This is a genomic window from Sphingobacterium detergens (assembly GCF_003610355.1).
Classification (GTDB): domain Bacteria; phylum Bacteroidota; class Bacteroidia; order Sphingobacteriales; family Sphingobacteriaceae; genus Sphingobacterium; species Sphingobacterium detergens.
Map to the genome: position 1 here is coordinate 299,908 of NZ_RAPY01000002.1, position 15,966 is coordinate 315,873.

Sequence of the window (15,966 nt, forward strand, 5' to 3'; positions counted from 1 at the left end):
AATATATAAAATCTACCTAATAACTATACTTTATTTTTTATTTTTTTTGTAATTATGATGTCAGAATGCCTATGATAATCTTATTGGCTAGATAGGACTACCGTTTTTACCGCAATGGAATACTGAGCGGATATCTTTGTCATAGAATAACTTATTGGAATTGCGCTGATAATACAAATGGAATACCAGTAAAGCACCTTAGTGGTATAGATACAGTATAGATTAAGTATTCATAAAGTATGAATGAAGTATCGCTAGGGGTACATAAGTTCATATTTAGCCGGTACCTTATTGTTGCTTTAAACGTGTTTATAAGGTGAAGGCTATGGGGAATCCATACAACAATATAGTTGAAGAGGGAATTTCCTTGCGGATTAACAAAAATAGGATGAAGGTATGAAATGAAACAGGGTATCTCGTTTATGGATACCCTGTTTTTGTTTAACGGTCAATGTTTACTTTATAAATTGTTTCGGCTTCATCATCATCAAATTGCCGGATTTGCGCGATGAGTTTTTGTTTCATCTTAGTGACTACGCGCTGATAGCTTGGGTCATTATAAACATTTCGAAGCTCATTCGGATCTTTTTCAAGATCGAAAAGCTCCCAGCTTTCGACCCGCTTATAATAACGGATAAGTTTATAACGGTCGTCCCTAACGCCAAAATGTGGGCTTACGGCATGTTCACCATTTTCAAAATAATGATAATATAGATCTTTGCGATGCTCTTCTTTTGTGTTTTTTAGGACATGGACAAAGGATTTACCCTGCATATCAACAGGTCTTTTGATTGCTGCCAACTCGAGTAGGGTGGGAGCGATATCGGCGTTCACCAATTTTGCTTCGATTTTTGTCGCAGGTTTAATCAATGGGGGATAACGCATTAACATCGGTGTCCGGAATGACTCTTCGTACATCCATCGTTTATCAAACCAACCGTGTTCGCCCATATAGAATCCCTGATCCGAAAGATAGATCACGATAGTATTTTGGCGGAGAGATTTCTGATCCAGGTAGTCCAATACTTTACCTATATTGCGATCCATAGATTGAGCGGTATTGAGATAATCGATCATATAGCGTTTGAACTTCCACTCGGCAAGCTGTTTGCCTGTTAGCTTGCCTTGTTGCAGTTGTTCATAGATTGGTCGATAATAGGCGATATACTTGTTTTTCTGATCTTGGTCCATTCGTTTGAAATTACCGTCATTCATCATTTCTTCTAATGAGTTGAACATTTTGAGATCATAACCCATCTTCATATCCTTATCGATTGACATTTCCTGTAACGCGGCGGCCTGTCTGCTTTGGTAGTTATCATAAAATGTTGATGGTAGGGTAAAATTCACGGTATCATAGGTTCCGAAGTCTTTTGGGGCGGGCATCCAGGTGCGGTGTGTCGCCTTATGACCGATGACCAGACAGAAGGGTTTGTTTGAATCTAAGGTGTCCAGCCAATTGATCGATTTTTCCGTCACGATATCTGATACATAGCCTTCAGCGCGCTTGCGCCCTTGTTTGCTGATGAAATCTGGATTGAAATACGTGCCCTGACCCACCAGGATATCATAATAATTAAATCCCTGAAGCTTTTCTCCTAAATGAATTTTGCCCACCCAAGCTGTTTGGTAGCCCACCTGTTGTAACTGTTTGACGAATAAATCCTGATTGAAATCAAATTCAGAGGTTTCATTGTCCTTAAATCCATTCTTGTGGCTATACTTGCCTGTTAGAAGTGTGGCTCTGGCTGGACCACAAATGGAGTTGTTAACATATGCATGGTTGAAAATTGCCCCTTCAGTCGCAATACGATCAATTTGAGGTGTTTTAGCATACGTGGAGCCATAGGCACTAATGGTTTGATAGGCATGGTCGTCTGATATGATGATCACGATGTTAGGCCTATTCTGCCCTAGTACCTGGCTGCATATGCTCCACAGGATAAGCGCTAAATAAATAGAGGTAAGTTTCATTGTAATAATGGTTTTATTGTTGATTATGATATCGTTTCTTTAAAGATAGAAGATTATTCTATTTTTATAGTTAAAATGAGAAAAGTAAGTATGATAAACACAATTTGGATCCGAATAAGAATAGTCTTTGTGACTACAATATTTGTAGGATTGTATGCCTTGGCAGGTGCGCAGGAAGTCAATGTATTTGTTGCTGGCGAAGATGGTTATAAAAGCTACCGCATACCGGCAATAGTAAAGGATAAAACTGGACAATTGATTGCTTTTGCCGAGGGCAGGGTGGATCATGCGGGCGATTTCGGTAATGTCGATATCGTTTATAAAGTCAGTAGGGACAATGGTAAAACTTGGGGTCCCTTGCATGTCGCTGTTGATAACGATAATTTGCAGGTCGGAAACCCAGCTCCCTTAGTAGATTTGTTAGATCCGGCATATCCAAAAGGACGCTTATTGCTTTTTTACAATACGGGTAATAATCACGAAGGCGAAGTTCGTAAAGGCAATGGTATACGTGAATGTTGGTCAATTAGTTCAACAGATGGTGGTAAAACCTGGTCCGATCCAAAAAATATTACGCTTGAGACCCATCGCCCCAATCACCCTGCAGTAAATAGAGCATATACTTTCAAACAGGACTGGCGAACCTATGCGAATACACCTGGGCATGCTTTGCAGTTTGATTCCGGTAAATATAAAGGACGTATCTATATTCCTGCAAATCATTCCGAAGGAGATCCCAAAGAAAATGGCCGGGATTATTTTGCGCACTCCTATTACTCGGATGATCATGGAAAAACGTTCCAAATAGGGGCGAGTGTCAAATTTGAAGGATCAAACGAAACTATGGCAGCTCAGATCTCTGAAACAGGATTGTATATGAATTCCCGTAATCAGCAAGGCAATGTGAGAGAGCGAATCGTATCCTATTCGAATGATGGTGGAATGACCTGGGATACGACCTATTATGATAAAAACCTTCCCGATCCCGTTAATCAGGGATCTGTGCTCTCTTGGCAAAGGAAAGGAAAATATGTGTTAGCTGTTTGCAATGCTGCAACCACAAATAGAAGAGATAATTTAACGCTTCGATTAAGTAGGGATCAGGGAAAAACCTGGTATTTCAATCATGTCGTTTCAAAAGCTCCTGCGGATGTAAAAGGGGATTATACAGCCTATTCCGATTTGGTGCTTTTAAATAAAAATAGAATTGGTGTTTTATTCGAAAAGGAGAATTATCGAAAGATTGTGTTTGTGCCGGTCCAACTAAAATAGTTGTAATTATATAACAAAATACAGCGTATCTGATTTTTATGCTGCAAAATCTGGATGTAACTTTATTAAAGAATAAACTTTTGGTTTAGTGATGACAGCTTACTAAGTGTAATTAACGATAATTTATAGCTATAAAAAAACACCTGAAGTGGGGAACCTCAGGTGTTTAACCTAACCAATTATTAACCTAAATTTATGAAAAGTATACTTTTTAAAGTATAGAAAGTTATATTCAATATTCATGCCATTTTGTGTTCCAACCCGCTGTTGTTTTTCTTTTGTGTTATTTTTGTTACTCAAGTAGTGCTAACGATTTGTTTTGAGAATATTTATAAATTATAATTTGTGGTTTTGTGATAATTAATAAATTATTTTGGTTTACCTCCGTAAGCCAGCTGCAAATAAAACTTCTGTCAAACAGCATCGGAGTATTTTAGAAAGAAGGGGGTATAAAGAGGGAAGAACTTCAGACTAAAAATAAATCCCTGTTTAATACAAACAAGGATGGTTAGATTGGTTAGAAATATAATCGAAACAATTCGTTCCATTCGGCATCTAGACTGCCTGCATATACTGCCTGTCGGGCTCGATTATACCAATAGCGAGCATTCCAAGGATCTCCTTCCTTGCGGTGAAGGTAAGCATGTACGTGAGCGGCTTCAACACCATCTAACTGATCGATGAGGTCGTGTGCGGTTTTCCAATCCCCCTTTTTGTCATACCACAATGATTTTTGTACAGCAGACCAGTGATGAATAGGACTGTCTAATAATTGAAATTCTTCTATTGTCATTTTGTTAATTCTTTGCTCCAGATTTCATAAATATCATCTCCTTTAGAGCTTTTTCCACTGTGATGCCATTTGTTATCTTCCAGCTTTCCATTAAAATTCAGTTCTTGCCCCACCTTATTATTGTCTCTTGAAAAGAATTGTATTGTCTCTGTGTAACGATTGTTTTTGTAACTGTAACGTCCGCCACCGGTTCCATAAAATCCTTTTTGGACCGGATTAATTGCAATCCATTGGAAGTAACCGTCGACCAGAATCTTGATTGTTTTGCGATCTGCTTTTGGAATCTCGTGCATCTTTGCATCTTGTTGTCTACCTGTAATTCTCCACAATGCATCTAGATCTTGGGCGATGGTTTTCTGCTTGACAAAGATCTTGCTGGAATCGGGCAACTTTATCTGGATGTTATCTTTTTCCTTTTTAACATACAAACTGGTTGATTTACCGATATCGGTACTGTCTTTCGTATCATATTCGATAGCTACATTGATCGTATTGTCTTGCTGCTGGATTGCGCCGCCCCAAGTATAACCAAAATGCTTATTGGTATCATCATATTGTATGAAAGAAAGGTATCGATCCTTGATCAAAATTAGGTTTTTGGTGGTTCCTGCCGTGGAAATATATGCGCCATCAGCAAGTTGTGCCTTAGCTTGGAAATGTACAGCTACAAGCGATAAGCACAATAGTAAAATACAGTTTCTCATAACAAATCAAAGCATGTTGTCTTTTAAAGATACAAAATAAAAATGTTGAATAGTGTACTGGGGATTGCAGACTCATAAAAAAGGCTGATTCTTTAACAAAGAATCAGCCTTTTTTAGCGGAATATATGATTTATTTGAATTTACTCGCTAATGCGGCAAGCTTACTAGCCATATCGGTTTGTGGTTCTGGCTGTTTTTTGCCCTCATTTCTCTTATTCTTTGGAAGAACAGGTTTTTCATCTGTTTTCATCGATAAAGCAATACGGTTACGTTTCTCATCCACCTCTGTAACCGTGACTGTAACATGTTGTTGTACTTTGACCACCTCATGTGGGTCGGAGATATAACGGTTGGACAGTTGGCTCAGGTGTACTAAGCCATCTTGATGTACGCCAATATCAACGAAAGCGCCAAAGTTGGTAATGTTAGTCACGATGCCGGGAAGTTTCATGCCAATACGTAAATCGCCAATGCTATTGACACCATCAGTGAATGAAAAGGCTTCAAACTTTTCCCTTGGATCAAGACCGGGTTTGGCTAGTTCATTAAGAATATCATTTAAGGTTGGTAGGCCCACTTCCGCAGAGATATAGTTTTTCAAGGGAATTGATTTTCTTAATTCAGCATCTTTGAGTAAGTCTTCTACTTTTTTACCCAGGTCTTTTGCCATTTGCTCAACCAGCGCATAACGCTCAGGGTGTACAGCAGAGGAATCCAATGGATTGGCAGCATGTCTTATCCGAAGGAAACCTGCAGCTTGTTCATAGGCTTTGTCACCAAGACGAGGGACTTTTTTCAATTCTCGACGTGAGGAAAATGGACCGTTTTCATTTCTATATTTAATAATCTGCTGCGCTAGAGATGGCCCTAATCCAGAGACGTATGATAATATCTGTTTTGAGGCGGTATTCAGTTCCACACCTACAGCATTTACACAGCTGATGACGGTATCGTCCAACGATGTCTGTAGCTTATTTTGGTCTACATCATGTTGATATTGGCCGACACCGATAGATTTTGGATCAATTTTAACCAACTCGGCCAATGGATCCATTAATCTTCTTCCGATCGATACTGCACCACGTACGGTGATATCGTGATCCGGAAACTCTTCACGTGCGGTCTCTGATGCGGAATAGATTGAAGCGCCACTTTCATTGACCATAACAATGGTCACATTGTTGAGGCCCAGTTTCTTTACAAAGTCTTCAGTTTCACGTCCTGCCGTTCCATTACCGATCGCAATGGCCTGAATATCGTGTTTGGATACAAGATAGTTGATTGTCTTTTGTGCTTCGGCAAGTCCATTTGCGCCATTGTGTGGAAAAATAGCCGTATTTTCTTTTAGCTGGCCTTGTTCGTCCAATACAACAGTTTTACATCCAGTTCGGAAACCGGGGTCTATTGCAAGTAATCTTTTTTGTCCCAATGGTGCTGCTAAAAGTAATTGACGAACATTGTCCGCAAAAACTTTGATTGCCTCTTCATCCGCTTTTTGACGGGTCAATACACGGATTTCTGTCTCCATAGAAGGTTTCAATAATCGCTTATAGCTATCTGTCAATGCCAATTTTACTTGTGCGGCAGCATCGTTGGAAGCCTTGATATAAAGTGATTCAATGGTCGGAAGGATATTTTCTTCATTGATGTCGATATCCAGATAAAGTAATTCTTCTTTTTCGCCACGACGCATCGCCAAAACGCGGTGTGAGGGGGCGTCTTTTAGCGATTCGGACCACTCGTAATAATCTTTATATTTGATAGCCGCTTCTTCCTTTCCTGGAACTACTCTGGATACGAATTCAGCCTTTTCTAAGAATATCGCTCTTGATTTGGATCGTACTGTCGCGTCTTCCGCAATGATTTCAGCAATGATGTCTCTTGCTCCGGCTAGTGCTTCGTCGCTATTGTTTACTCCTTTTTCTACATCTATTAACGAACTTGCAAGTTCCAGATAATCTGTTTTGTCCTGCGCTAAAAGTAGATCTGCCAAAGGCTGCAATCCTTTTTCACGGGCAACACTAGCTCTTGTTTTACGTTTGGGTTTGTAAGGCAGGTAGATGTCTTCCAGATTCGCCATCGTCTCGGCTGTCATGACCTGTTGTTCAAGTTCAGGTGTCAATTTACCCTGATCATTGATGGATTTTAAAACAGCTTCTTTACGTTTATCCAGATCCTTCAGTTGTTGGGAACGATCTCTGATGTTTGTAATCTGAACCTCATCCAGACTTCCTGTCATTTCTTTCCGATAACGGGAGATAAATGGAACAGTAGCGCCTTCTTCTAATAGTTGAATTGTCGTGCGAACCTGTTTTTCGCTTATAGATAGCTCGTTAGCAATAGTAATTTCGTGTGATAATAAGCTCATTGTAGATTTTACTTTAAAAAGGAAAGCTGTTGAATGGTTATTCAACAGCTCTATGAAATATCTGATTGTAAATTAATGCAATGGAATTACGCAGGTTTGTTTGTGTTTTCCTCTTGTTCTGTAGGTTTCTTTTCTTCTCCTTCGTTGTTTTTGGCCTCAGCAAAGTGGTCATTGTATCCGTAAGTGATATGAGAAGGTTCCTCTCCGTAATCTAATTGCTTATGTGGATTGTGTTCCACGACTCCCGCAGGAGTTGTAAATTCATATTTTTTCTTCGCTGGTTCAGATTCTGAGCTTTCAGCAGTTTCTACTGACTGGGATTCTTGCTCAGCTTTGGCTTGTTCTTCCGCAACTTTTACATCACTAGGGACGGTTTCCTCTTTGACTTCTGTCTTAACGTCTATGTCTTTTTCAAAATTATTGATCTGATCTGAAATCTCACGCTTGATGCCTTCGGATGCATCTTTGAATTCTCGTATCCCTCTTCCTAAACCTCTTGCCAATTCAGGAAGCTTCTTGCCACCAAAAAGTAACAAGATCGCAAACACGATTAAAATCATCTCCTGTGTTCCGATGTTTAGAAATGTTATTACTGGATTGTACATACTCTTTTCCTCTTCTTTTGATTACTAACTAGATGCTAAGTTACACTTATATTTCTATAGTTCTTAGACTAACAGGTAAATTTAAGATAATTTTAAGGTATTTGAAACATAAAAATTACTTAACAAAGGAGCTGTATTTGGTGAGTAAATTTTGTTATATTTTTGCTAAATATTTTTTAATATGACGATAGAGCGGAAATATCTTTGTATTTTTGTGCCTATTTTTTTGAGGAATTGATTATGTTGGGAAAATTTAAAACATTCAAGCCGTATTACAAAAGTACGATCGTATTGGCCGGTCCGGTTGTCATTTCACAACTGGGACATACATTGGTACATACCGCGGATAGCGTTATAGTCGGACATTTTGCTGGAACGATTCCATTGGCTGCAGTGTCCTTGGTGAACGCTGTCTTTATGATCGTTATGGTAGTCGGATTAGGAATTGCCTATGGGATCACACCATTGATCGCACAGGAAAATGGTCGCGATAATAAGGAGGAGTGCGCTGTATTATTATCAAATAGCTTTTGGTTGAATATCATTACCGGTATATTGTTGTTCTGTTTGGTCTATTTTGGATCTATGCTCGCAATTGATCATCTGAATCAGGATCCGGCTGTTGTAAAGGAGGCGAAACCTTATTTACTGATTTTAAGTCTTTCTATGTTACCGCTGATGGTATTCAGTACATTTAAGCAATTTGCCGAAGGTCTGGGCTTTACCAAGCAAGCGATGAATGTAACCATCTGGGGAAACGTACTCAATATTATATTGGCAATCATCTTTGTCAAGGGTATGTTCGGAATTACGCCGATGGGTGTAAAAGGGGTCGGATATAGCACGCTGATTGACCGTATCTTGATGATGGCGGTGATGATGACCTATGTGTTGCGATCGCAAAAGTTTAAGGGTTATATACAACATTTTAAAATTACAGTAATAGACAAGGTAAGACTAGGGAAAATATTGCGGATCGGTGCACCTGTTGCAATGCAATATGTTTTTGAAATTGGTGCGTTTGCCGGAGCATCTTTACTGGCCGGAACGATCAGTGCTACGGCTCAAGCTTCCCATCAGGTAGCAATCCAGTTAGCTGCAATGACCTATATGATGGCCAGCGGTATTGCTGCTGCTGCAACAATTAAAGTGGGCAATAGCTATGGAAATAGAAACCTGTTCCGCTTGGAGCGCTTTGCCATAACTTCTTATCAATTGGTTTTGATCTTTATGTTGATTACGGCGTCATTGTTTGCGATTTTCAATAATTACCTGCCTTACATTTTTACGTCTGATAAGGCGGTGGTCGTTATTGCTGCTCAATTACTGATCATCGCTGGTCTTTTCCAGTTATTTGATGGGACTCAGGTCGTGGGACTAGGTGTTTTGAGAGGTATGGGCGATGTCAATATCCCTACGATCATCACTTTTATTGCTTATTGGATTATCGGACTGCCAAGTGGTTATGTCATGGGAATACTTTTTGACTGGGGTATTAAAGGAATCTGGTACGGCTTGACCCTTGGTTTATTGACTTCATCGGTATTGCTCTATTTGCGGTTCCAATTAGTGATCAATAGAAAGAAGCTCCAATTCGAAAAGAGCATATTGTAGAAGCGTAGAATGAAAGCTTCTGGAAGATAAAACACGCATTGTATAGCGGAGAGTATATTCCCATGAGAATACATGTGATGTAAATAAAAAAGTGGCTGTCCAAAAGGACAGCCACTTTTTTATAACTTGTTGCCTTTAAATTTCTCTGTTGCTATCCCAGTTTTCGAGATAGTCTGCAACCCGTTTTAAGAATGTGCCGCCTAGGGCGCCATCTATTGCACGGTGATCGTAGGATAGGGACAGATACATCATATGTCGAATTCCGATCATATCACCGTATTCTGTTTCGATTACCGCGGGTTTCTTTGTTATTGTACCGACTGCCAATATCGCCGCTTGGGGCTGATTGATAATAGGCGTTCCCATAATATTACCAAAAGCACCAATGTTGGTAAATGTGAATGTCCCATCTTGTGTATCATCAGGTTTTAATTTATTTGCCCGTGAACGCTGTGCAAGGTCGTTCACTGATTTGCTTAGCCCTACTAGACTCAATTGATCGGCATTCTTTATTACTGGTACGATGAGATTGCCATTTGGCAGCGCTGCAGCCATACCGATATTGATATTTTTCTTTTTAATAATATTATAACCATCGATTGATATATTAACCAAAGGAAAGTCTTTTAAAGCCTTGGTAATGGCTTCTATAAATAATGGTGTGAACGTAATATTTTCTCCCTCACGTTTCTTATACGCATCTTTTACTTTATTGCGCCATAGGACTAGGTTGGTTACATCTGCTTCCACAAATGAACAAACATGTGGGGATACTTGGACACTCTTGACCATATGATCGGAAATCAAGCGCCGCATACGATCCATTTCGATAATTTCGTCGCTACCATTCACAACGGTGTGGACTGTTGGAGTCGGCGTAACTTGAGCCGGTTCATTTTTGATCAGAGGGGCATTTGCTGGTTTCGCATGATCTGTGTTTTGCTGCGTGCCTCTATTGGCTACATACAACAGAATATCCTCTTTCGTAACTCTACCCTCGGCTCCTGTACCTTGTATACGATCAAGCTCCTCCTGAGATAATCCCTCATGACGCGCGATGTTTTTTACTAGCGGCGAATAAAAGCGGACACCTTGTTCGTAATGTATATTTGTTGTTTCTTCGGTTGGGCTACTCAATTGCGCCATACCCGGTATTTCCAAATTGGTAGTTTCGCTCGAAAATGTAGGTTGATCAGCTAGGCTTTCCTGCGGTTGAACAGTTGGTTCGCTTGTTTCGGCATCTCCTTCTATTTCTATAATTGCAACAACATCACCAACCTGAACGATTTGATCCGCAGTATAAAGTTGTTCCTTCAAAATTCCCCTAACAGGAGAGGGTACTTCTGAATCAACTTTATCCGTTGCGATTTCCAATAAAGTGTCATCTTCTTCAATCAAGTCACCAGGTTGTTTCAGCCATTTGGTAATTGTTGCCTCCGATACACTTTCTCCCATTTTTGGAAGTAAGAGTTTATATAAAGCCATATTTTTTAGCAATCTCGTTATAGAAAAACGAAGTTAATTAAATTGTGGTTTACTTTCAACAATTTGAAATATTATTCCTTAAAAAACGATTTTATTAAAATTTTATTTTAAGTTACTCGAATTTTGACCCTTCTTCTTTTACCAGTAGTTTCCAGAGCAGGAGAAGCGCATTCATGCGCGTACGTTCGATGTTTATGCGCCTATCGTTGTTGAATTGAAATTTCTTTGTGATCACTTCTTTTTTTCCCGCTACCGCCACCCAGACTGTCCCTACAGGTTTCTCAACAGAACCGCCGCCCGGACCCGCTATCCCTGTTGTTGCAATGGCATAGTCCGTGTTGAATTTTGCTTTTGCGCCTGCAGCCATTTCTATGGCCGTCTGCTCACTGACAGCGCCAAATTGCTCCAACGTTGTTTCATGGACGTTTAGCAATTGCTGTTTTAGTCTATTGGAGTAGGGGATTGTTCCCCCGACGAAGATTTCGCTACTTCCGGGATTTGCTGTTAATGAAGCCGCCAGACTTCCGCCTGTACAGCTTTCAGCTGTAGTCAAGGTAAGTCGCTGTTGAGTAAATTGCTTAATTAAATATGCTTCAATAGTGGTGTCGTAATCCGCAATTACATAATTTTTTAAGCGATTCAAAAGTTTGCTCTTAAAGAGCTTTACTTCTTGAATAATATCAGCTTTGTTTTTACTTTTTCCGGAAAGCCGGAGGCGAATAAAAGCTAATGTGGGTAAATAGGCCAATTTAATAGTTGAAGGAAGTTCTTCTTCAATATCCTTTATTTCTTCAGCAAGATAAGACTCTCCGATACCGCCTAAAAGTATGGTTTCGTGATGGATGAAGATGTCTTTATTTTGTTGTTCAATCAAGGGGAAGACACGCTGTTCCATGAGATGTTTCATTTCAAATGGTACACCGGGCATAAAAATATAGTGTTTTTGTGCCTCAGAAACCAACATACCTGGTGCTGTACCATAATCGTTGAATAATATTTCACAGTTTGCCAGAACATCTGCTTGCTGTCGATTAATCTCTAGCATTTCCATATTGCGGGACTCAAAGAAACTTGTTACATGTTGGAGTACTTTTTCGTCACGGATTAATGTTGTGCCAAAATATTTTGCTGCAGTTTTTTTCGTAACATCGTCTTTAGTTGGACCAAGCCCCCCAGTAATTAAAATCAAATCGGCTCTTGTGGACGCGCTTTTTAATGTGTTGAAAATAGCTTCCTCCGTGTCGGGAATGGATGTCATCTGGACAATATCTATCTCAAATTTTCCCAATTGTTGTGCAATCCAGCTGGAGTTGGTATCGATAATCTGGCCTATCAGAATCTCATCTCCGATCGTAATAATTTCTGCTTTCATAGTATAAACTTACATAAAATTACGGATCAACTATACGCTAAAATTGTTTTGATTAAAAGAAATTAAAGATGGTCCTTTTCGCATAGTAACCGGGTTTGAATTTTTGGGTTTATACCGGATTAATTGCATAAAAAAAGCAGTTATTTTAAAAATAACTGCCTCCAGAACTTGCTCTTTTTGTCAATTTGAGATCTTGCAATATGGATGCCTTCGCTCGAATGGTGACATTATAACTTCGATATCGTCCAAATGGCATCCACCCAAAGGACATATCCCAACAGTGTAAATCTCGATAGATATTGAAGGAAGTCATGACAACTTCTTTTTGTTTGAAATCGTACCCAGATTGAAATGTCACTTTCCATTTAGGGGTAACACTAAAGTCTCCATGTAAATTCAGTGTACTCGTAATCTGATTGTCCATGCGTCGTGTACTTGAATTAAAGAACTTGGACATATTAAAACTGAACGAAGCCGCTAGATTCCAGGGAATATTAAAGTCTACAAATGCATTGGGGTCGGAACTGATTCGAGCTAAAGCCTGTGCCTGCTCTGGGGTCATACCAGCATTGGACATTTGCTTTCTCAGTGAATCGATGTTGTCACCCCTTGATTTGGCTGCTTTCGGATTTAGACTATAGTCAAAGGATAAACCGAAATTTGTCAGACGGGCCAAACTTCCATCTTTAATTGCATATCTGTTGACGCGGACACCATTGTCATTTACAGAATAAGGATCAAATGTACCATTGAAGTTTACATTCATCTTCTGGTCGAAAAATGCGGTCCGACCAGAGAAAGTGATCGGCGATAGTTTTAATGAATCGGCAACAAAATTGTAATTTCCACTAAAAGTCAAGCCTTGGAGAATCGGTATCTTTTTGAAACCACCATCGGTGGTGTCAGATTTGCTCTTCACCTTGGCCTCAATATTGTTGTCAATTGAGAAGCCTATACCCGCAGATTTTCCGGCAGAAGGTGAACCATATACTCCCTGTGCAAAGATGGAGTATACGTTACGATTGCCATATTGATCATTATATTGTTGATAGAATCCATAACGTGGATCTGAGAAATCTGGTCTGTAGTTAAAATTGATGGATGGTGTGACCACGTGTCTGATCGCTTCGATCTTTCCGATCTTTGGATACATACCGTATATCTTAGTCGAAAGACCAGTAGATACAGAGTAATCGTAAGCACGATTAAATCCCTGTAGTGTATCAAGCCGTTGTTTATAGCCTGCAGGCGTGTTATCAATACGTTGTCTGGTACTTTGTAGATACCAACGTTCGGTGTAGTTAACACTAGTATTGAATTGAAAGTATTTAAATGCGTTAAGCGATAAACTGATCGGAATATTATGCTGGAAACCATTCTGGAATCTTTTAAAACCTCCAGAACTAAACAACAAGCTGTCTTTAGTATTGACAGTATTTTGTGCTTGAAAACTATAACCAACATTAATACGTTGATACCATTTCTGTTCGCCTACACGATCTTTGCTGTCAAAAGGATTGAATGAAGAAACGTTTAAACTGATATTTGGTAAGCTTAACTGAATACTTCTGTCAGCCATATTCTGACTATGGGTTAAACTTGCTGTTAGATTTACTTTTCCATCGGCAAACACTTTTCCATAACTAATGGACGACCCCATTCTGTTTTGGGCTAGATTTTCATAGGTGGTTAGGTTGCTTCCTGTACCTGTGTTGCGGAAATAGGATGCGGTACCAAAGTTTACACTAGCAGAAAAAGATGTTCCCGGGTTAGCTTCTTGACGTTGGGTATGATTCCAGGTTACATTGAAGTCTTTATTGGAACCGTAATCTTTTGTTCCTTCCACCCCTGTTTTCGTATTTGCATAACGTATATTAAATCCACCATTAAATTTATAATTTACGGTATAACGTGTATTCATGGATACTTCCCATGAACCTTTTGAATACAATGAGCCCCTAATTTCACTATCCCAGTAATCGTTGAAAGCGAGATACCAACCAATGTCACGCATGGAGAAACCTCGCGTATAATCTTCACCAAAAGATGGGAAAAGAAATCCTGATGCTCTTTTATCGGGTTTAGGGAAGAATGCAAAAGGAAAGGCTACAGGCATAGGTACACCCATCACGACTAAATAGGCAGGACCGGAAATGATCTGATTTTTGGTCACAATTCCTTTGGATATATGTATACCAAAATGGGTGTGTGGCTCCGGTAAATTACAAGTACTATAGAGTCCCTTGTAGATTGACATCTCATCATAGATATTCTTTCGGACGATATTGGCTTGGATAAAGCCTCCATCTACCTCGGTCATAATACCATAGGTATTCCCTTCCTGCTTTTCGTAGTCATAATAGAGGGAATCTACCGTTTTAGGAGATTCACCATTTCCCATAATAACAATAGGACGGCCTACATATTTGCCGCTTTTATCATAGATGCCTGATGCGAAAATCTTTTTTTGATTGCGGTCGAGTCGGATGTAATCAGCTGAAAGTTCAAAATCTTGATATTTTACTTTTGCACCACGATATAGATGGCTAATATTCTTTGCTACTTCCGATTTTTGGGAATCGACTGCGATGATGCTGACTTCCGCCTGCAATCCATTGCCTTTTTTCTTTGTGGTATCCTGTCCTGATTTAGTAGAATCAGCAGGTTTTATTTTTGTTGTATCCTGCAGTTTACTGGTCGCCGAGACAGGGTCCTTACTTTGAAGTCCGTTCTGTTTTAATGGAATATTGCTCTGAGCTAATGTTGAATTGCTCATTGCAAGAATGATAAATAGTGTTAAAATGTTGATTAACGACTTCAAAATTAAAGACAAATGTTATTTTTGTGAAATAATGTTAAACTTCGAAGGACAAAATTAGTCAAAAAACAAATAGAAAATATGTTAAATATCGTTATCTATTAAAGAAATAATATTGACTCATTTTGTATCGTTTATAGTAGAGCAAATAAATATTCAATGAAATCAGATTTAAGAATTAGAAAATGGTGTAGCATTATGTTGGCTACTTTGGGATTTTTTTTATTGAATTCTTTCAAATTAAACAATGGCCAACCCGAACCACCCGACTATCAGATTAAAACCATCGTTATTGATGCTGGGCATGGTGGAAAAGATACCGGTGCACAGGGCCGTCGATCCCTAGAAAAGAATGTAGCGTTGGACGTAGCGTTAAAGCTCGGCCGACAAATTCAAAAAGATATTCCTGGAGTTAAGATTATCTACACGCGGACTTCTGATGAATTTGTGGAATTGTATAAACGTATTCGTTTGGCGAATGCTAACAAAGCGGATTTATTTATTTCCATTCACTGTAATTCCGGTGGTTCTAGCGCCCATGGTACAGAAAGCTTGGTTTCTGGTTCGCATCGTTTAGGGCAACAGGATGCTGCAGTCCGTGAGAATGCATCGTTATTACTCGAATCAAATTATAAAGAAAATTACCAGGGATTTGATCCTAAAGACCCTGAAAGTGCTATTATTTTTTCATTGATGAAAAACAGATTCCGTGAAAAAAGTATTCGTTTGGCACAGATGATTGAGGGAGAGTACGTGAAAGCGGGAAGACATAGCCGTGGGTTCTGGGAAAAAGGATTAGCAGTATTAGCAGAGGCAGGCATGCCAGCAGTTTTGACAGAAATCGGATTTATCAGTAATAGGGAAGAGGAAAGCTATCTTTTATCGGATGAAGGGCAACAAGAAATTGTCAATAATTTGGTTTCGGCTTTAAAAATTTATAAAAATTCTGTTGAACGCTAAA

11 protein-coding genes are annotated in these 15,966 nt (G+C 39.3%); 3 read left to right on the forward strand and 8 right to left on the reverse strand.

What is annotated here, in order from left to right:
- Window positions 1-441 precede the first annotated feature (441 nt).
- Window positions 442-1,974, reverse strand: coding sequence for a sulfatase family protein (locus DFQ12_RS13310; protein ID WP_120259551.1), 1,533 nt, complete (start codon window positions 1,972-1,974; stop codon window positions 442-444).
- Window positions 1,975-2,103: 129 nt separating this feature from the next.
- Here DFQ12_RS13310 and DFQ12_RS13315 point away from each other — a divergent pair, with 129 nt between their 5' ends.
- Complete coding sequence (locus tag DFQ12_RS13315) at window positions 2,104-3,246, forward strand: sialidase family protein (RefSeq protein ID WP_244211740.1); 1,143 nt, start codon at window positions 2,104-2,106, stop codon at window positions 3,244-3,246.
- A 517-nt stretch (window positions 3,247-3,763) separates the two neighbouring features.
- Here the strand turns inward: DFQ12_RS13315 and DFQ12_RS13320 are convergent.
- The 4 genes from DFQ12_RS13320 to DFQ12_RS28490 all read right to left on the reverse strand — a co-directional run bounded on the left by DFQ12_RS13320 (window position 3,764) and on the right by DFQ12_RS28490 (window position 7,716).
- On the reverse strand, window positions 3,764-4,039 hold the full coding sequence (locus DFQ12_RS13320) for a hypothetical protein (RefSeq protein WP_120259553.1): 276 nt from the start codon (window positions 4,037-4,039) through the stop codon (window positions 3,764-3,766).
- On the reverse strand, window positions 4,036-4,743 hold the full coding sequence (locus DFQ12_RS13325; protein WP_120259554.1) for a hypothetical protein: 708 nt from the start codon (window positions 4,741-4,743) through the stop codon (window positions 4,036-4,038). Before DFQ12_RS13325 ends, DFQ12_RS13320 begins: the two co-directional genes overlap by 4 nt.
- Window positions 4,744-4,873: 130 nt before the next feature.
- On the reverse strand, window positions 4,874-7,111 hold the full coding sequence (locus tag DFQ12_RS13330; protein WP_120259555.1) for a Tex family protein: 2,238 nt from the start codon (window positions 7,109-7,111) through the stop codon (window positions 4,874-4,876).
- 86 nt (window positions 7,112-7,197) lie between these two features.
- Window positions 7,198-7,716, reverse strand: a complete 519-nt coding sequence (locus tag DFQ12_RS28490; protein ID WP_120259556.1) for a Sec-independent protein translocase subunit TatA/TatB — start codon at window positions 7,714-7,716, stop codon at window positions 7,198-7,200.
- A 240-nt stretch (window positions 7,717-7,956) separates the two neighbouring features.
- On the opposite strand from DFQ12_RS28490, the gene DFQ12_RS13340 reads away from it, so the two are divergent.
- Window positions 7,957-9,330, forward strand: a complete 1,374-nt coding sequence (locus DFQ12_RS13340) for an MATE family efflux transporter (RefSeq protein ID WP_120259557.1) — start codon at window positions 7,957-7,959, stop codon at window positions 9,328-9,330.
- 135 nt (window positions 9,331-9,465) lie between these two features.
- Here DFQ12_RS13340 and DFQ12_RS13345 read toward each other — a convergent pair whose 3' ends face one another.
- From DFQ12_RS13345 to DFQ12_RS13355, 3 genes are all read right to left on the reverse strand, one after another.
- A complete protein-coding gene (locus DFQ12_RS13345) occupies window positions 9,466-10,815 on the reverse strand; it encodes a dihydrolipoamide acetyltransferase family protein (RefSeq protein ID WP_120259558.1) in 1,350 nt (449 codons plus the stop codon).
- Between the two features lie 112 nt (window positions 10,816-10,927).
- On the reverse strand, window positions 10,928-12,187 hold the full coding sequence (locus tag DFQ12_RS13350; RefSeq protein ID WP_120259559.1) for a competence/damage-inducible protein A: 1,260 nt from the start codon (window positions 12,185-12,187) through the stop codon (window positions 10,928-10,930).
- Between the two features lie 145 nt (window positions 12,188-12,332).
- Window positions 12,333-14,963 (reverse strand): putative LPS assembly protein LptD, encoded by a 2,631-nt coding sequence (locus tag DFQ12_RS13355; RefSeq protein ID WP_244211741.1) that lies wholly within the window; start codon window positions 14,961-14,963, stop codon window positions 12,333-12,335.
- Window positions 14,964-15,164: 201 nt separating this feature from the next.
- On the opposite strand from DFQ12_RS13355, the gene DFQ12_RS13360 reads away from it, so the two are divergent.
- The gene (locus tag DFQ12_RS13360) at window positions 15,165-15,965 is read left to right on the forward strand and encodes an N-acetylmuramoyl-L-alanine amidase family protein (protein WP_244211742.1); all 801 of its coding nucleotides are present in this window, start codon (window positions 15,165-15,167) and stop codon (window positions 15,963-15,965) included.
- The last annotated feature ends 1 nt before the right edge of the window (window position 15,966 follow it).